The sequence below is a fragment of the Rhizobium sp. Rhizsp82 genome, assembly GCF_047325115.1.
In the GTDB taxonomy this organism is placed as follows: Bacteria; Pseudomonadota; Alphaproteobacteria; order Rhizobiales; family Rhizobiaceae; genus Rhizobium.
The window spans coordinates 3,467,258-3,485,154 of the sequence record NZ_CP168570.1 but is presented as its reverse complement, the minus strand read 5'-3'; the positions used below and the strand labels follow the sequence as shown (position 1 = coordinate 3,485,154).

Here is a 17,897-nt window from a genome sequence, read left to right as displayed (position 1 = left end):
AGGGCGGCGAACCGCCCTGCATCTGCCAATCAGAGGCCGAGGCTCTTCTTGACGGCGGGCAGGCCATCGGCGCTGCCATCACGCGTCTTGACGCCTGCGAGCCACGGATCGAGCGCCGACGGGTTGGCCTTCAGCCATTCCGTTGCTGCCTTTTCCGGTTCTTCGCCGTCGTTCATGATCTTGCCCATGATCTGGTTTTCCATCTCGAGCGAGAAGACCATGTTCTTGATCAGGGTGCCGGTGTTCGGGCATTCGCCGAAATAGCCTGCACGGACGTTGGTGAACACCTTGGCGCCGCCGAAATCCGGACCGAAGACGTCGTCGCCGCCGGTCAGGTAGGTCAGCTTGAAGTTGGTGTTCATCGGGTGCGGTTCCCAGCCGAGGAAGACGACCGGCTTGCCGGCCTTCTCGGCGCGGGCGACCTGCGCCAGCATGCCCTGTTCGGAAGACTCGACGACTTCCATGCCCTTCATGCCGAAGGTGTCCTTGTCGATCATGTCGATGACGAGGCGGTTGCCGTCATTGCCCGGTTCGATGCCGTAGATCTTGCCGTCCAGGTCATCCTTGTGGGCTGCGATGTCCTTGAAATCCTTGATGCCGAGTTCGGCACCCTTGGCATTGGTCGCCAGCGTGTACTTGGCGCCGACCAGGTTCGGACCGTAGGATTCGACCGACTTGTCGTCGAGGAAGGGACGGACGTCCTTTTCCTGGGTCGGCATCCAGTTGCCAAGGAACACGTCGATGTCCTTGTTCTTCAGCGACTGGTAGGTGACCGGTACCGAAAGGACGGTGGTCTTCGGCTCATAGCCGAGGCCCTTCAATACGACGGAGGCGGTTGCGGTGGTTGCGGTAATATCCGTCCAGCCTACGTCCGAAAAACGGACGGTGGAGCAGCTGTCAGGGTCTGCGGCAAATGCGGCTGTCGCTACGGAAAGAGCGGCGACGGCGGTGGCTGTAATCAGTTTGGATGCGCTTGTCGTTCTCATTTATATAGACTCCCAGTCTTACGTCCCCAAGCCAACCATCAATAGCTGACATTTACAAGCAACCTCAGTGCATTTGCGGCGGTTTGGCATACTCGATTGCGACGTCGCGCAATTTTCCGTGAGGGCCGGGAAATCAAGGATTCCGGCCGTTTCAGCCGCGCGATTTCCTGTGATTATCAGCGCTGCGGTCTTTTCTTTCGCGATTCGAGCTTTCAAAAGCGGAGGACGGAGAAAACCATGGCCAAACTCTACTTCAATTACTCGACGATGAACGCCGGCAAGACGACGATGCTGCTGCAGGCCTCCTACAATTACCAGGAGCGCGGCATGCGGACGGTTCTGCTGATCGCCGCCTTCGACGAGCGTACCGGCAAGGGCATCATCGGCTCGCGCATCGGGCTGGAAGCCGAGGCCATCCCGTTCGAGGCGGAGACGGACCTCCTGCGTCTCGTCAAGGGTCTCTCCGGAGAGGGCGAGCCGATCGCCTGCATCTTCGTCGACGAGGCGCATTTCATGACGCGCGATCACGTCTGGCAGCTGGCCCGCATCGTCGATCGTCTCGGCATTCCTGTGATGGTCTATGGTCTGAGGACCGATTTTCAGGGCAAGCTGTTTCCGGCATCGGAAGAGCTGCTGGCGATCTCCGACGAGATGCGCGAAGTGCGCACCATCTGCCATTGCGGCCGCAAGGCGACGATGGTGGTGCGGCTCGATGCCGAGGGCAAGGTGCTGCACGAAGGCGCGCAGATCGATGTCGGCGGCAACGAGAAATATGTCTCGCTCTGCCGCAGGCACTGGGACGACGAGATGAATGGGCGCTTCGTCGCCGAGGCCGTCTAAAAGGGCGGATTTTCATCGGGCTTCCGACCGGCTAGCTTGAGGCCAACGATTCCCGGGAGAAACTGGTGCGCAAGGCTCCACCATTCGATAGCCTATTGGAGAGTGCCGCGGCGCTGGCCGGCGAGCTGCGCGACGAGGCCGCCGGCTGCGCCGCCTTCATCGCCGATTTCGCCCGCAACGAGGCGCAATCGGGCGACGAGGAGTTTCTGGCCGAGAACCAGCGCTTCCAGAGCGCCGGTGCGAAGCGGCAGGCGCTCGATGGTCTGCTCGGCGAACTCGCGGCCGAGCTCGACCGCCTTTCCGATGAGGTTTCCGAGGATCTCGACAGCTTTCGTGGGCTGACGCAGCGCGAGCGGCTGACCGGCTGGTTTTCGCGTCAGCGCATGTGGCGCCAACATAGCCAGCGGGTCAGCGAGGCGCCCGTCGTCGAGCGGCTGCTCGATCTCTTCGCCAAGAGCGATGCGCTTTCCGGTCTGGTTTCGGCCCATCGGGGCTTCGCCGCCGAATGCCACAAGGCGGCCGAGAGCGGCGTGGTCGACATCATCGAACACCGGCGCCGCCTGGTGGATGCGATCGATATCGCCCGGATGCGGATGAAGGAGCTGAATGCCAAGGCGCTGACGACGCAGGGGCGCATCGGCGTCTATGGCGGCAAGGCGGATTGGGAGCGGCTGGAAGAGGAGCGCCGAGCACTGAAGGCCGAGGCGGAGCGGATTTCCAGCGAGGAGCAGGTGATGCGCGACGAGAGCCATCGTCGCGAACGCTTCATCACCATGTTCCAGATCTTCGTCGATGCGCTGAACGGCCAGATTGCGCTCTGCAACGTGCTGACGCGCAAGCTGATGGTCGATACCGAGGAGCGGCTGGTGCTCTATCGCGCCCAGGTCGATACCGACCGGCCGGGCGCCAAGGCCAAGATCAGCCAGACGATCTTTCCGCATATCGCAGCACCGATCTCGCTCTTCGAGCGGGGCATGCTGGTGCCGCAGGATATCGAGCAGCGCAAGAATGCCGCCGATCTCGCCTTCGAGAAGAAGTTCTCCGTCTTCGCACCCGTCGTCAGCAGCGAGCACGATACGCCGCTGATCGACCTGACGAAGAAGCTGCCGCGGTTGAGATTGCGGTTCGGGCGTCCCTAGACGCGGAAATGCGACCCCGCGATCTCGAAGAGCTCTGACACGGCCGGATTCTTCGTGGCGATCGGGGCGCAGAGCACCACATCGAATTCCGGCGGGTTTTGCAGCGGCCGCGAGACGATCGCCTCGCCGAGATCGGTGCAGAGGGATTGCGGGATCAGCCCGACACCCAGACCCTCGCCGACGAGGCGGATGATCGTGTGCTGCAGCCGCGGCTCGAAGGCGAAATGCGGGACGGTGCCGCCGGTGGCGCAGAAGATGCCGATTGCCGAGCGCAGCGTTGGCGCGACTGAGGCGGGGGCTGCGATCAGCCGCTCGCCCTCCAGCCTTTCCGGCCCGATGACATCAGCCTCCGCCAGCGGATGATCGGCGCGGGCGATGAGCCGCAGCCTGTCGCGGGCGAGAAGCTGCGTGCGCAGATGCGGCGCGTAGGGCGTGCCGAAGGTCACGGCGGCATCGAGCCTGCCTTCGACCAGCATCTCGTCGATATCGGTCGGGATGCGCTCTTCGAGGATCAGCCGGACATCGGGCCTCGCCTCGGAGTGCAGCCGCACCAGCGCCGGAACGATGCTGTGGGCGGCATGCATCATGAAGCCGAGCTTCAACTCGCCCTTGATGCCGCTCGCCACCAGCTGCACGTCGCGGCAGGCGGCATCGAAGCTCGCGAGCACCGTGCGGCAGTCCTTCAGGAAGTGCTTTCCGGCCGAGGTCAGCGTCACATTACGGGAATTGCGATCGAACAGTTTGGCGCCGAGCGCCGTCTCGATCGCCGAGATCTGGCGGCTGAAGGGCGGCTGGCTCATGTTCATCCGGGCCGCCGCCTGGCCGAAATGAAGGGTCTCGGCCACGAAATAGCGCATGTGGCGCGTATCCATTCGATACCTCCAGGGTATTGATGAGCGATCCAATCGGCATTGGAATATATCGATCCGCGAGCGTATCGACAATCTCGGATCTATCGAGTGCCGAGATGCTGACGAACCTGCTTATCGTATTGCCGATTTTCGCCCTGATTTTTGCCGGCTGGGTGGCCCGCAAGGCGGGGGCTCTCGGGCCGAACGCCACCCGCGAGGTCAACCGTCTCGTCGTCTATCTGGCGCTTCCGGCGCTGCTCTTTGACATCATGGCGAATGCGAAGCCTGCGGAAATCTGGCAGCCCGGTTTCATCGCCGCATTCACGCTCGGCTGCGCCGTGATCTTCGGCGGGACGCTGTGGTGGCGGATGGCGAAGGGGCGGCACCTTGCCGATGCGGCAATCGATGCTCTCAACGCCAGCTACGCCAATACCGGCTTCGTCGGCTTTCCGCTCATTCTGTCGCTGATGGGCGATACCGGCATGGGGCCGACGCTGATCGCGACCATCCTGACGGTCTGTGTGCTCTTTGCGCTGGCGATCGTGCTGATCGAAGGCGGCCTGCAATCGGAAACCCGCCGCCGCGACATCGCCCTCAAGACCTTCCTGTCGCTGTCGAAGAACCCGCTATTGGTGGCGCCGGTGCTCGGCGCGCTGGTGATGATTTCCGGCCTGCCGTTGCCGGCGCCGGTTCATGCTTTCCTGAAGCTGCTCGGCGGCGCAGCGTCTCCCTGCGCGCTGATTGCGCTCGGGCTGTTCCTGGCGGGTACGCAGGCGGGCAAGGCGAGCGGCCGGCTGTCGACGGCGGGCATCCTCGTCGGGCTGAAGCTCATCGCCCAGCCTGTCGTGACCTGGGTGATCGCCGGGCCGGTGCTGCAGCTTCCAGCAATTGCCACGCATACGGCGGTGCTGCTCGCCGCGCTGCCGACGGGCACCGGGCCGTTCATGCTGGCGGAATTCTATAACCGCGAGGCGAGCCTGACGGGCAGGGTGGTTCTCGCCTCCACGGTTCTCTCGGTCGTGACGATTTCCGTGCTGCTCGCCGTCAGCGGCACAGGCGTCTAGCTGCGGTCAGCCGAGCGCGCTCTGCGCGGCGCAGATCCGGTCGATCAGCGCATCGAGCTCGCCCTTCGGCGGCCGGTTCTTCGCCAGACGCTGCTTCAGATGCATGATCGGTTCGGCCAGGATCTCATCCAGGCTTTCGGCGCAGGTGAAATCGCCCGCGACGCGCTTGACCTTGGAATTGTCGAAGATCGCCGTCCAGGCCTTGTCGCCGGTCAGCGGGCCGATCCAGTCGGGATTGTATTTGACCAGCGTGTCGGTCGGCACATGGACGATTTTGGCCTCGACGCCGAGGAGGCGGGCGATCGCCTTCTGGATATCGTCCCAGATATGGGCGCGATCGGAGGTGATATGGAAGATGTCGTTGAGCGCCGCCTGCTTGCCGAACAGGCCGACGAAAGGCACGGCGAAATCCACCGAGCGGGTCAGCGTCCAGGGCGTGTGGCCGTCGCCGGCAACGATCGTCGGCTCGCCGTCCAGCATGCGCCGGGCCATGACATCGCTGTCGCCCATCATGATCGGCAGGCCGGTACGAACCGTGTGGCTGGGGCGGACGATCGTCCAGGCGAGATTGGTGGACTTCTTCAGCAGCTCCTCGCAGGCGATCTTCGCTTGGCTATAGGGCCAGTAGGGATTGATCGCAGGGGTTTCCTCGGTGATCACGTAATGGCGCGCCGGCTTCTCGTAGACCGACGCTGACGAGATGAAGATGTACTGGCCGCAATTGCCGGAGAAGATTTCGATATCCCTGGCGATCTGATCCGGCGTGAAGGCGATGAACTGGCAGACGACGTCGTATTTGGCCTTGGCGAGATCGGCATAGGCGGCCGAGCCGAGTTCACCTGTTATCGAGGCCACGCCGGATGGCAGCGGGTCGCCCCGGAGGCCGCGGTTGAAGACGCTGACCTTGTGGCCCTGCGCGACCGCGCGCTCGACGCAGGGATAGGAAATCTGGCCGGTACCGCCGATGAAAAGCACGTTCAAAGCCATGTTGGGGACCTCGGTTTTCTCGGAAATGATGGTCGCATTTCATAGCCTGAAACAGAGCGAGCGTCTCCCTCAATACCATGGGGCGTTGCAAAAATCGGCCAAGCCGCTATTGCCTCGATAGGGAATTCTGCGGGCTGCCAGGTTAGGGTGACGATGGAAACGAACGAGACGGTGAGTGCTTCAAACCCGGTTTTGCCGATCGGCTATTCGCTGGTTCCCAAGGGCAAGCTCGCCAATGCCGTCACCTGCCTGGAGATGCGGGAAAGGCCGGCTGGCGCGGCTTCAGGCGAACGGCCGGACCTGTCGCTCGAGCGGATGAGCATGCCTGACATTGCCACCTATCGCCAGCTCTTCCGGGCGATCGGCGAGGAGTGGATGTGGGTGTCGCGGCTGGTCATGAGCGATGAGGAGCTCACCGCAACGCTCGGCGATCCCAAGATCGAGGTCCACGTTCTCTTCTCCGGCGGCAAGCCCTCCGGCATGCTGGAGCTCGATTTCCGGCAGGCGGGTGAGTGTGAGCTCGTCTTCTTCGGCGTGGCCAACGACATGATCGGCACCGGCGCCGGCCGGCATCTGATAAACCAGGTCCTGTCGATCGCCTGGGCGCATCCGATCGAACGGCTGTGGCTCCATACCTGCCATTTCGACCACCCGAACGCGCTGACCTTCTACCGCCGCTCCGGCTTCACACCCTACGCCTTCATGGTCGAGGTCGCCGACGACCCGCGCGTCACCGGCGTGCTGCCGCGCACCGTGGCGCCGCATATCCCGATCATCGAGTAAGTGCTCACGGCAGCGCAAAGATGCGGACCTCGCGGCCGATGCCGTGGATTTCTTCCATGCGCGAGACCGAGGTGATGCCGCGCTGGCGCAGGATTTCGGAGACTTCTTCGTTGCCGACGATCGCCTCGGTCGTCAGGATGACGTGCGGGTCGGCGAGACCCTGGACGCGGGAGGCGATATTGACGGTCTGGCCGAAATAATCCTGGCGGTCGTTGAGGCTGACGGCGAGGCAGGGGCCCTCGTGGATACCGATCTTCAACAGCAGGTCCTCGCTGCCGCGTTCGGCGTTCAGGCGCAGCATCGCCTCGCGCATCCTGAGCGCCGCCGCAACCGCGCGGTCGGGGCTCGGGAAGGTGGCCATGACCGCGTCGCCGATGGTCTTGACCACGGCACCGGCTTCCATTGCGACGATCTCCTGCAGCACCCTGAAATGCGCCCGCACCAGATCGAAGGCGGCGAGATCGCCGACGCGTTCGTAAAGCGCCGTTGAGCCGCGCAGATCGGTGAACAGGAAGGTCAGGCTGGTGATCTGCAGGCGCTGATCGACATCCAGCGTATCGGTCCGGTAGATATCGCGAAAACTCTGGTTGGTGAGCAGGCGCTTGGCAGTCAGGAACGGGCGGCGGTGGCCCAATATGTCGTGCAGGTCGTCATTGGCGATGCAGACATTCGGCAGGACGCGGCGGTCGCTATGGTTTTCGAGCGTCAGCCGCAGCAGGCCGGGGCGCAGCGTCAGCGTCTCGTTGGTAGCGTGCGCCTGGCTGATGACCATCGACAGGTTCTGCCGTTCGCTGGTCGGCTCTCCCTGGACATCGATGAACTGCGCCGAATGCGTCACGGCGTCAAAGATGATGACGAATTGCTGCGGCAGTTGCACCGAGACGAAGGCCTTTTCGCCGGGATCGAGCTCGATGATCTCAAGCAGGATGCGGCCGAAGCGCTCTTCGAGGTCGTCGGGCAGATCGACGCCGGAACTGAAGAAGACCTGACGGTAATATTCGAGCGGCGGCAGCCGGTCCGGGTCATGGGCGGCGATGCGGCGCACCCGCGGATTGACGGTGAAGGTGACCTCGACCATCTCGTCGAGCGTCGGCTCGTAGCCGGCGGCGCAGAGCGCGCAGTGATAGCTGTCGCGATCGACCGCCTTCAGCGTCGCGCCGGTATCGAGAACGCCGCCGCATCCCGGACAGAGCACGTTCCAGGTCATCTCGAAGGCGCCGATGCGGGCGGCATGCAGGAAGGCGGCGATGGTCTTTTCCGGATCGAGACCATGGGCGTCTGCGAAAGCCAGCGCATTGATGCGGTTGAGATCGCGGTCGGAGCCGTCGCGCACGGTTTTTTCGATGCACTCCGCCGTCTGCGGGTCCGCCGCATGTCCAAGATTGGCAAAAAGCACGTCCACTTCGCTCATCAGGCAAGCCTCTGCACGAAAGACCACGGCGGACGACGCCAGTAGGGAGGCGGATTATATCACGGGAGCGAGCCAGTCGAAAACTTGGCCGTTTGGGTGCTGCCCTCGCCACCGGGCATTGCGGCGGGCAAAGCAAATTTCTCTTGCTCTTGTTGTGCTCGTTCCGGCAAGCACTTATGTGGATAGGGAAAATCTGCGCAAGGGGAGACGGCAATGCTCGACCGGATTACCGGTTTCTTCAGGTCCATCGGAAGCGCCATCGGCCGCGGCTTCAGCGTTCTTGCCGCCGGCATCCTCTGGCCGTTCATGGCGGCGCATGGCTGGTACCAGCGGCGCACCTGGCTCGTCCGCCTACCGGTGATCGCCGTTATCGCGCTGTTTGCCGTGCTCTACGGCTATTTCGTCTGGCAGACGCAGGTCTGGAGCGGCTTCAATCCGAATTTCGTCGATCAGTACCGCTTCTCGGAGCGCAAGGTTGCCGCCGGTCAGGAAATCCCAGCCGATGCGTCCGCTGCCGCAGCGACGACGACGGCAGCGGCGCCGAAGACCTGCCAGCGTTCGGCGATCGTCGATGTGACCGCCGATCTGATCGATTCCAACGTCAACCAGAATGCCTGGATCTCCTCCATGCTGCTCTATCGCATGGGGCTTTTCGGTATGGACTGGGATCACACGCCCTTCCTCGACAACAAGGCTTCGTTCCAGCGCGGCGTCAATCAGGCGGTGCGTCGCACCTCGGCGGAGCTCGTCGATACGCTGGGGCGCGTGCGTGGCACATCGGGCATCAACAGCGATCTTCAGGATGCCCGCGGCTATCTGCAATATGACGAGTACAGCTGGTATTTCGGCCTCGACCCGTTCGGCCCGAAGACGCCGACGCCGAGCTACTACCGCACCGCGATCGAGAAGCTGCGCAAGTTCAACACCGATCTGGCAGGCTGCAACGCCGTCTTCGACGGTCGCGCCGACAACCTGCTGCAATTCGTCGACCGCATCGCCAACGACCTCGGCGGCACGTCGGATATCCTGGCGGAGCGCTCCGAGAACCACAATTTCGGCTGGTTCGACACGCGCGCCGACGACCGCTTCTGGTTCGCCTATGGCCAGCTCTACGGCTATTACGCGATCCTCACGGCGGCGCGGGCGGACTTCTCGCAGGTGGTGGCCGAGCGCAACCTCGGCGCCCTGTTCGGCGGGACGACCAAGCAATTCCAGGCGGCGCTGCGTATCCAGCCGGCGATCATTTCGAACGGCCGCGAAGATGGCTGGATCATGCCGAGCCATCTGGCGACGATGGGCTTCTATATGTTGAGGGTGCGCTCGAACCTGGTCGAGATGCGCGCGGTGCTGGGGCGCTGACGGCGCCTCAGGCGCCGTTGTCCTCGAAGCCGACGACGCGCAGTTGCTCGACGAACTCGTAGGTGATGCCGACGATCTCCTCGTCGCGGAACTTGCCGACCGAGCGCACCATCTTATAGCCGCCGAGACCGTTTTCGACGCGGTAGGCGTAATGGAAGCCTGCCTTGTGCAGGCTCGCCTGCTCGAATGTTTCGGCGATCAGCACGCGGTCTTCGGGGTGAATGCGCGAAAGGATTTCGACGAGATTGGCGGGACCCGCCGTGAAAGGCATGCGGAAGATCGCAAAGATGTCTTCGCTGGCAAAGAAATGCCCGGTTTCCACCTCGATGCGCCAGAAGCCGAAATTTCGGTAGGCCGCGACCATCTGCACGATCTCTAGATCGGTAATGCCGATATGATCGCGGGTCTGCTTTTCCTTGCCGTCTGCCGGCTGTTCAAATCGAAGAGGCACGTTCCCTCCCATTGAGGTTTGCGCGCTGATTCTCTTCTGATTTCTCAGCTGATCAGCTTCAGGCGAATGGCTTTAGCTACCAACTGGGTCCGATTGACGCAATCGAGTTTTTTGATCGCGTTGGTCATGTAGGCGTTCACGGTGTGGTCGGAGAGAGCGAGGATCTGGCCGATCTCGACGGAGGTCTTGCCCTGCGCCGTCCAGCGCACGACTTCGAGCTCGCGGGCCGACAGCGCGTTATAGGCATTGTCCTCGTTGCGGCGCACGGCGTTATAGGCATCGAGCGCATGCAGCATGATCATCGACAGCTCGTTGATCTCGTTCTGCGCGAAGGGCGCCCGCTCGCCGCCGAACCAGAAGACCAGGCGATGGCCATCCACAGCATTGATGGGGAAAGCGATGCCGGTTGGCATGTTGTAGGCGAGGACGAGGCTGCGCAGCTCCGACGGAAAGCTGAGGCCCTGCATCGTTTCGGCCATGTTCCAGTGCTGGGGCACGGCCGATTCGCGCAGCTTCGGCACGAAGGGGCAGCTGCGCAGCATGTGCGAGCGGTCGAATTCGCGGATGAAGGAGGCGGGCAGGGAGCTTTCGATGATCAGGGACTTGAGGAGCAGGTCTTCGGCCGAAGGGGTATGAAACAAGGTGGTTTGCGAGAGGCCGAAGGCGCCCGCGATCCTGTGCAGCGCGTGGACAAACAAGACGCGCGTTCGGGCGGCCGCCAGTTCACCTGTCAGCAGCGATTGCCGTTCTGAGGTAGTCATGTAAGACATAATGCGCCTCGATCACCCGAATGTTACCGCTAACACATACGTAAAACTGAGCGGGATGCTAGCCACAATTCGCAGATGCCATGCTGATTAATTTACAGTGTTAAAAATTAATCACACCAACACCCTTAATGGTTGTATAATGTATTATTAAGGTAGCGAATGCGGAAGGTTTACTTGTCTTATTACTGAAGCAATCAAGTTTCCCCTCCGTGTTGTGAGGGTAAGAATCACTGGTGAAACCTGTTTCAAGTGAAGTTTTATTCCTGCCTTGCGGGCCTTGGCGGGATATTCCGGCTGTTCATCGCGATGCCGCTTGCTGCACGAAATCCGCCTTGCTAGCGTTTGAAAATCCAAACCGGAGACGGCCGACCCGTGCGCAACGCCATCCTTTTCGTCGTCAAACAGCTGTTGATTTTCTCGCTCGTCTTCGCCTTCCAGCCGATGCTTTCGGCCGGCAGCGAGGCGTGGGCGGCAAAGCCGAAGCAGACAGGGCCGGAGACGCAGGCGAAGAAGCCTGCGCAGCCGGCAATGAGCTTCATTCTGGTGCGCAGCGCCGACTGCACGGATGACTGTCCCGAATGGATTTCGGCCGAAGGGCTGATCACCCAGGCGACGCCGGGGCGGCTGAAGAAATTTCTGAAGACGCTCGGCGACAAGAAGGTGCCGATCGTCTTTCACTCCGAAGGCGGGGAGGTGAATGCCGCCTATGCGATGGGCCGGATGATCCGCAAGGGCGGGTTCGAGACGGCTGTCGGCGGCACGCGGCTTGAGGGATGCCCGCTGACCGACATGCGCTGCAAGGCGTCGATCGCCAGGAAGGGGCCGTCGACTGGCCGCAGCTATTCCGGCGGCGCCTATTGTGTCTCCGCCTGTCCGCTGGCGCTGGCGGGCGGCACCTCGCGCGTCGCCTCGCAATGGGCCTATATCGGCGTCCACCAGTTCACGACGATCTACAGTAAAGTGACCGTGTCCTACCGCATCGAGTACCGGATGGTGAACGGCCGCAAGCAGGAAGTTTCCCGCCAGGAGATCGGCCGCAAGAATGCCGGGCAGAGCAAGTCCACCAAGCTTGGCAAGCAGGCCGAGGCGGTGCTCTCCGCCTATCTGACCGAAATGGGCGTTAGCCAGGATTTGATCGAACGGATCCTGAGCGCCTCGCCGGAGACACTGCGGCTTCTGCCCTCCGTCGAGGCGATGAAGCTCGGACTGCTGACCGACATGCTGGCCTCGAACGAAAGCCCGGGGATCCCGCTCTGCCGGGCGGATGATCCGGCAAGCGCGCGCTGCCACCGGCATGCGGATGCGCCGGCAGCCGAGCCTGCCACGCCAGCGGCGCAGCCGGTTGCGGACGCACCCGTTGCCTCAGGCGGCTAGTCCTTGTCCTTCAGGTCGTTCTTCTTCGTCGAGCTCATCAGCTTTTCGAGGAAGCCGAGCATGACGGCGGAGACGACGAAGGCGATGTGGATCAGCGTTAGCCACATGATCTTGCCGTCTTCGTACTGGTCGACATTCAGGAAGACCTGCAGCAGGTGGATCGAGGAGATGGCGACGATCGAGGAGGCGACCTTGATCTTCAGGCTGCCGGAATCGAGCTTGCCGAGGAAGGAGACCTCGTTCTCCGCGTCAGCCTCCGCCTCGTCGAAGCGGCTGACGAAATTCTCGTAGCCGGAGATCATCACCATGACGATGAGGCTGGCGACCAGCGCGGCATCGATAAGGCCGAGCATGGCGAGGATCATCTCGTCTTCGCCGAGCGTGAAAACGCCGCCTGCGACCTTGATGAACTTGTAGCAGAAGGACACCGCATAGACGGCGAGCGAGGCCACGAGGCCGAGATAGAAGACGACCAGCAGCCAGCGGCTGGAAAGGATGATGCGCTCGACGAGAAGTTCGAGTGATTTCATTTTGAGGTGCCCCCGCACGCAGAAAAGATGAGGCCGACATAACCTATCCCGATGTGCCGCATCAAGGATGAAAGGCCGTTTCCGGCGGCAGGCGCAGCGCCGATTGTCGTGGAACGGCGTGAAAAGCGGCATGCGGGGTCTTGTTTCCGACGCGGGCTTGGCGGCATGGTCGGACAATAACACCATTCCGAGGAACATCCCCGTGGCCATCAAATCCGACATCGAAATCGCCCGCGCGGCAGAGAAGAAACCGATCTTCGAAATCGGCGCCAAGCTCGGCATTCCCGACCAGGATCTGGTGCCCTATGGCCACGACAAGGCGAAGATCAGCGCCGGCTTCATCGCCGCCCAGGTCGACAAGCCGGATGGCAAGCTGATCCTGGTGACCGCCATCAACCCGACGCCGGCGGGCGAGGGGAAGACGACGACGACGGTCGGCCTCGGCGACGGGCTGAACCGCATCGGCAAGAAGGCGATCGTCTGCATCCGCGAGGCCTCGCTCGGCCCCTGCTTCGGCGTCAAGGGCGGGGCGGCCGGCGGCGGCTATGCGCAGGTCGTGCCGATGGAAGACATCAACCTGCATTTCACCGGCGATTTCCACGCGATCACCTCGGCCCATAATCTGCTGGCGGCGATGATCGACAACCATATCTATTGGGGCAACGAGCTGGATATCGACATCCGCCGCATTACCTGGCGCCGCGTGATGGACATGAACGACCGGGCGCTTCGTAGCATGGTCAGCTCGCTCGGCGGCGTCGCCAACGGCTTTCCGCGCGAGGGCGGCTTCGACATCACCGTTGCTTCCGAAGTGATGGCGATCCTCTGCCTTGCCTCCGATCTCAAGGATCTGGAACAGCGTCTCGGCAACATCATCGTCGCCTACCGGCGCGACAAGACGCCTGTCTATGCCCGCGACCTGAAGGCGGATGGCGCTATGGCCGTTCTCCTCAAGGACGCGATGCAGCCGAACCTGGTGCAGACACTGGAGAACAATCCGGCCTTCGTGCATGGCGGCCCCTTCGCCAACATCGCCCATGGCTGCAACTCCGTCGTCGCCACCAAGACGGCATTGAAGCTCGGTGATTACGTGGTGACCGAGGCAGGTTTCGGTGCTGACCTCGGCGCCGAGAAATTCTTCGACATCAAATGCCGCAAGGCCGGTCTGAAGCCGGCGGCTGCGGTGATCGTCGCGACCGTGCGGGCGCTGAAGATGAATGGCGGGGTGAAGAAGGAAGACCTTGGCGCCGAGAATGTCGCGGCACTGGTGAAGGGCTGCGCCAATCTCGGCCGGCATGTCTCGAATGTCCGCAAGTTCGGCGTTCCCGTCGTCGTCGCCATCAATCATTTCGTCTCGGATACCGAGGCCGAGATCGCCGCCGTCAAGGAATATGTGGCCCGCCTTGGCGCCGAAGCCATCCTCTGCCGTCACTGGGCGGAGGGTTCAGCGGGTATCGAGGAGCTCGCCCACAAGGTTGTCGAGCTTGCCGATTCCGGCCAGGCGAAGTTCCAGCCGCTCTATGGCGACGACCTGCCGCTGCTCGAGAAGATCGAAATCGTCGCCTCGAAGATCTACCACGCCGGCGAAGTGACCGCCGACAAGGCGGTGCGCGACCAGCTCGCCGCCTGGGAAGAGCAGGGCTACCGCAATCTCCCTGTCTGCATGGCGAAGACGCAATATTCCTTCTCGACCGACCCCAACCTGCGCGGCGCGCCGGAAGGGCATATCGTGCCGGTGCGCGAAGTGCGCCTGTCGGCCGGCGCCGGCTTCGTCGTCGTCATCACCGGCGAGATCATGACCATGCCGGGTCTTCCGAAATCACCTTCGGCTGAGCGGATATTCCTGAACGAGCAGGGGTATATCGAGGGGTTGTTCTAAGGGGCAGCTTCGGAAACTGAATCAGGTGGTTCAGTTTCCGATTCACTCTCCCACGCTAAGGCTCTGAGCGAGCTGCTTTTTCAGTGACAATAGCGGTATCCGCCCTTCCTCTCCAGCACATCGAGATGGAAATGGGTTTCGTGGGCGGCGTCGCTTTCGGGGTCGAGCACGGTCGAGAAATAGAGGCAGCCTGAGGCACTGACGGTGCGCTGGAAGGCGCCTGTCAGCGTCGAATCCTCGCGGCGCGGTTTGACGGCGATGTCCTCGCCCTTTTCGAAGCTGAAGCTTGCGACGTCGATGGCGTTGCCGCGGGCGTGTTCGGAGATCTTGCCGGTCTCGGCGCTGTTGCGCAGGCGGCAGATATAGGCCGAGGCCTGGTTGATCGTGGTAATGCGGCCCTGGTCCCTGGCGGCAACGGCGGCGGCCGGGATGACGCTTTCCTTCATCCAGTGGGCGAGCGCCCGGGCCGTCGGGCAGCGCAGCGTCGCCTCGGGCTTCACCTTGATGCCGGGGAGCGCTTCCGACAGCACGATCGGCTTGTCGATGCCGCAGCCATTGCTGTCGTCGATGCGCGGGATTTCCTTGAAGACCACGCCGAGGCTCTGCAATTCCTTGATGCAATCGGCATGATCGGCATCGCTTTCGGGCTCGATCGTCAGATGCTGCTCCTCCAGCGTCTCCGCCTTCGGCGCTTCGGGCTTTTCGTCCGACGGCTTTGTCCCGGCGGGGGCGGTTTCGTCCGGCTTGGCTGTTTCGGGCTTTGTGGGCTCAGGCTTGGATTCGGGCTTGGGCTCCGCTTCCTTCGGCTCTTCGGGTTTCGGCTGCGGAATGGGAGCGGGGGCTTGCGGCGTCTCGGTTTGCGGCGCTGCAGGTTCTGCAGCCTGCGGCTTGTCTTCCGGCACCGGCCCGGTGCGGGGGAGCGTGGCGCCCGAGAGCACGAAAACGGCGAGGCTCATGGCGGCGATTGCGGAAGCGATTTTCACATGCCCATCCCACGTTGCTGTTAGCGGCGAGAGGGACAACGCAAACGCGCTGATTTCGTTGCAATTTCGCAACGGCGGCGGCGATCGTTAAAACATGATCATTTTATTCAAGATAATTGGCCGCGATATATTGACACAAATAGTCATGTTTTTTATTGCGGCAAAAAGAAGGCGGATTTTTGGGGTCCGTCTCAATCTGAAAAAACGCCTAGCCAGCCCCTCGATCGCCCCGCGAACCGACCAGCCAGCCCGGTACTTCATCACATTAGAGGGTTGGTTTTATGGTTGTCCGCAATTCGCGTTCGCTGCTGCTTGCTTGCACGGCGATGGCTCTTCTTTCTCATTCTTCGGTCAGCTTCGCGCAGAGTGCCGCGCCTGCGGAGCAGCAGTCCGATGATCAGCAGGCGAAGGAAGGGGAGACGTTCCTGTCTCCGATCATCGTCAAGGGCAGCCGCAAGGCGGCATCTGATCCCTATGATACCGCGGGTCCTTCCAGCACCGTTACAGCTGACCAGATCGATCTTCAGTCTGGTCAGGAAACCGACGATCTGTTGCGCGGCGTTCCCGGCACCTCGACGGCAAACAATCCTCAGAACCCGGGCGTTGCAGTCAATATCCGCGGCTTCGAAGGCTCCGGCCGTGTCAACATGATGATCGACGGTGTTCGCCAGAACTTCCGCTTCACCGGACATGAAGCGCAGGGCCTGACCTATGTCGATCCCGCATTCCTCGCAGGCATCGATATCACGCGCGGCGCGGTCAACGGTGTCGGCGGCGGCGGCCTGGTCGGCTCCGTCAATTTCCAAACCTACAATGTCGACGACCTTATCGAGGGCGACAAGAGTTACGGCGGCATCGTTTCCGCAACCACTGGCGACAACGGCATGGGTTGGTCGGAATCGGCAGTGGGTGCCTACAGGTTCAACGATGTCTTCGCCGTGGTCGGCGGCATCAGCAAGAGCGACCCGAAGAACTTCGATAACGGTGATGGTGTCGAGGTGCCGTTCACCGAAGAGGATCTGATTTCAGGATTGCTCAAGGCCGAAATCACGCCAAACGCCGAAAATACCATTCGCCTTGGCGGCCTTACCTATGACAACGACTTCTTTGCGAACTCGTATTACCAGAACCTGAAGAACAAGACGTTCAGCGCGACCTACGAGTACAAGCCCGGCGACAACGACCTCATCGATTTCAAGACGGGCTTTTACTATAACCGTCTGAAGATGACTTACGATACGAACGCGACAGGCGGCGGATCTGCAGCGGGACGCGAGATTACCGATACCGGCATCGGCTTCGACGTCTCGAATACCTCGAAATTCGATCTTGGCGATATCTCCGTATCCTCGAACTACGGCGTCGAATATTTTCACGACGATTATGACGTGAAGAACAGCACGGCGCAGCCGGCCGGCGGCGTCAACGGCAGCGGCAAGAACGGCACGCTCGGTGTCTTCAACAGCACGACCTTTACCTACGGAATTGCAGATTTGACGCTTGGCCTTCGCTACGATCACTTTGACCTCAGCGGATCGGGTGCGGTTACGGCGCTCAACCCGCTCGGCATGCCGGCTGGCCCCTACAGTGTCGATCGCTCGGACGGCAGGCTGGACCCGAGCGTTACGCTCGCCGTCAATGCCACCGACTGGCTGCAGCCCTACGTGACATATGCCGAAACCATGCGTGCACCGACGATCAACGAAACCTTTGTGGGTGGCGATCACCCCGGTGGCTTCATGGCGTTTTTCCCGAACCCGTTCCTGGAGCCGGAAGTCTCGAAGGGCTGGGAAATTGGCGCGAACATCAAAGTCGATGGACTGTTTGATTCCGGCGATAGCTTCCGCTTCAAGGCGAACTATTTCTACGACCGGGTCGACAACTACATCACGGCTGCATTCACGCCGATGGGGGGTGTCTACTTCGTCAATAATCCCGGTACATCCACCGTGCAGGGTATCGAAATCCAGGCTGGTTATGACGCCGGCTTTGTCTTCGGCGATTTGTCCTATACGCACACCGATACGGACCTGCCGTCCCAGGTCAACGGCTTCGGCGTCCAGTCCTATCTGCCTGACGACATCTTCACCGCAACGCTTGGCGCACGCTTCCTGGAAGATCAGCGCCTGACTGTCGGCACGCGCCTTTACGCGGCCAGCCGCGCGAATATCGGCGACGTCAACGTGGCGGCGGGTGCGAGCCCTTACAAGCCTGGCTACGGCCTCGTCGATCTCTTCGCGAACTATAAGTTCGAGAAGGGCTTCGAAGTGACCGCCAGCGTTACGAACGTCTTCGACAAGGCCTATACGCCGGCATCTAGCACGATTGCAGGCAGTGCCGTCGAGACCGGCCGCGGACGTACCTTCATGCTGACGGCCAAGGCCAAATTCTGATCGATGCTTCGCGGAAAGGGCGGCCGACGGGCCGCCCTTTTTCATTCCACATTCGCCTCTTGCGCTCTCCCTCATCTCACGCTAACAATTTCGCCCA

16 protein-coding genes are annotated in these 17,897 nt (G+C 61.9%); 8 read left to right on the top strand and 8 right to left on the bottom strand.

The features are described 5' to 3' along the window. Positions 1-29: 29 nt before the first annotated feature. A complete protein-coding gene (locus ACEN84_RS22365) occupies positions 30-986 on the bottom strand; it encodes a choline ABC transporter substrate-binding protein (protein WP_112719402.1) in 957 nt (318 codons plus the stop codon). A 237-nt stretch (positions 987-1,223) separates the two neighbouring features. Here ACEN84_RS22365 and ACEN84_RS22360 point away from each other — a divergent pair, with 237 nt between their 5' ends. Both ACEN84_RS22360 and ACEN84_RS22355 read left to right on the top strand, forming a co-directional pair. Further along, complete coding sequence (locus tag ACEN84_RS22360) at positions 1,224-1,826, top strand: thymidine kinase (RefSeq protein WP_413709950.1); 603 nt, start codon at positions 1,224-1,226, stop codon at positions 1,824-1,826. 65 nt (positions 1,827-1,891) lie between these two features. Beyond that, positions 1,892-2,965 carry a hypothetical protein gene (locus ACEN84_RS22355; RefSeq protein ID WP_413709949.1) on the top strand — a complete coding sequence of 358 codons (1,074 nt, stop codon included), beginning with the start codon at positions 1,892-1,894 and terminating at the stop codon, positions 2,963-2,965. Here the strand turns inward: ACEN84_RS22355 and ACEN84_RS22350 are convergent. Next, on the bottom strand, positions 2,962-3,837 hold the full coding sequence (locus tag ACEN84_RS22350) for a LysR family transcriptional regulator (protein ID WP_413709948.1): 876 nt from the start codon (positions 3,835-3,837) through the stop codon (positions 2,962-2,964). The genes ACEN84_RS22355 and ACEN84_RS22350 overlap by 4 nt on opposite strands. Before the next feature lie 95 nt (positions 3,838-3,932). Here ACEN84_RS22350 and ACEN84_RS22345 point away from each other — a divergent pair, with 95 nt between their 5' ends. Further along, on the top strand, positions 3,933-4,880 hold the full coding sequence (locus tag ACEN84_RS22345; RefSeq protein ID WP_413709947.1) for an AEC family transporter: 948 nt from the start codon (positions 3,933-3,935) through the stop codon (positions 4,878-4,880). 6 nt (positions 4,881-4,886) lie between these two features. On the opposite strand, the gene ACEN84_RS22340 is transcribed toward ACEN84_RS22345, so the two are convergent. After that, complete coding sequence (locus ACEN84_RS22340) at positions 4,887-5,867, bottom strand: SDR family oxidoreductase (RefSeq protein WP_130277785.1); 981 nt, start codon at positions 5,865-5,867, stop codon at positions 4,887-4,889. Between the two features lie 153 nt (positions 5,868-6,020). Between ACEN84_RS22340 and ACEN84_RS22335 the strand changes: the two genes are divergently transcribed. Next, positions 6,021-6,650, top strand: coding sequence for a GNAT family N-acetyltransferase (locus tag ACEN84_RS22335; RefSeq protein ID WP_413709946.1), 630 nt, complete (start codon positions 6,021-6,023; stop codon positions 6,648-6,650). A 4-nt stretch (positions 6,651-6,654) separates the two neighbouring features. Here the strand turns inward: ACEN84_RS22335 and ACEN84_RS22330 are convergent, their stop codons facing one another. Continuing rightward, the gene (locus ACEN84_RS22330; protein ID WP_413709945.1) at positions 6,655-8,061 is read right to left on the bottom strand and encodes an adenylate/guanylate cyclase domain-containing protein; all 1,407 of its coding nucleotides are present in this window, start codon (positions 8,059-8,061) and stop codon (positions 6,655-6,657) included. 213 nt (positions 8,062-8,274) lie between these two features. Between ACEN84_RS22330 and ACEN84_RS22325 the strand changes: the two genes are divergently transcribed. Further along, the gene (locus ACEN84_RS22325) at positions 8,275-9,420 is read left to right on the top strand and encodes a DUF2333 family protein (protein WP_413709944.1); all 1,146 of its coding nucleotides are present in this window, start codon (positions 8,275-8,277) and stop codon (positions 9,418-9,420) included. A gap of 7 nt (positions 9,421-9,427) precedes the next feature. Here the strand turns inward: ACEN84_RS22325 and ACEN84_RS22320 are convergent, their stop codons facing one another. Both ACEN84_RS22320 and ACEN84_RS22315 read right to left on the bottom strand, forming a co-directional pair. Then, on the bottom strand, positions 9,428-9,871 hold the full coding sequence (locus ACEN84_RS22320; protein ID WP_112719518.1) for a diguanylate cyclase: 444 nt from the start codon (positions 9,869-9,871) through the stop codon (positions 9,428-9,430). A 44-nt stretch (positions 9,872-9,915) separates the two neighbouring features. Continuing rightward, positions 9,916-10,641, bottom strand: coding sequence for a helix-turn-helix transcriptional regulator (locus ACEN84_RS22315; protein ID WP_130277789.1), 726 nt, complete (start codon positions 10,639-10,641; stop codon positions 9,916-9,918). A gap of 372 nt (positions 10,642-11,013) precedes the next feature. Here ACEN84_RS22315 and ACEN84_RS22310 point away from each other — a divergent pair, with 372 nt between their 5' ends. Then, entirely contained in the window at positions 11,014-12,015 is a 1,002-nt protein-coding gene (locus ACEN84_RS22310; protein WP_413709943.1) for a hypothetical protein, read from the top strand. Here ACEN84_RS22310 and ACEN84_RS22305 read toward each other — a convergent pair. Then, positions 12,012-12,545 carry a TIGR00645 family protein gene (locus tag ACEN84_RS22305; protein WP_112719393.1) on the bottom strand — a complete coding sequence of 178 codons (534 nt, stop codon included), beginning with the start codon at positions 12,543-12,545 and terminating at the stop codon, positions 12,012-12,014. The two genes, ACEN84_RS22310 and ACEN84_RS22305, sit on opposite strands and share 4 nt — an antisense overlap. Positions 12,546-12,747: 202 nt before the next feature. Between ACEN84_RS22305 and ACEN84_RS22300 the strand changes: the two genes are divergently transcribed. After that, on the top strand, positions 12,748-14,424 hold the full coding sequence (locus tag ACEN84_RS22300; protein WP_413709942.1) for a formate--tetrahydrofolate ligase: 1,677 nt from the start codon (positions 12,748-12,750) through the stop codon (positions 14,422-14,424). Positions 14,425-14,504: 80 nt separating this feature from the next. Here the strand turns inward: ACEN84_RS22300 and ACEN84_RS22295 are convergent, their stop codons facing one another. After that, the gene (locus ACEN84_RS22295; RefSeq protein WP_413711342.1) at positions 14,505-15,380 is read right to left on the bottom strand and encodes an extensin family protein; all 876 of its coding nucleotides are present in this window, start codon (positions 15,378-15,380) and stop codon (positions 14,505-14,507) included. Between the two features lie 308 nt (positions 15,381-15,688). Between ACEN84_RS22295 and ACEN84_RS22290 the strand changes: the two genes are divergently transcribed. Beyond that, positions 15,689-17,800, top strand: a complete 2,112-nt coding sequence (locus tag ACEN84_RS22290) for a TonB-dependent receptor domain-containing protein (RefSeq protein WP_413709941.1) — start codon at positions 15,689-15,691, stop codon at positions 17,798-17,800. Positions 17,801-17,897 lie beyond the last annotated feature (97 nt).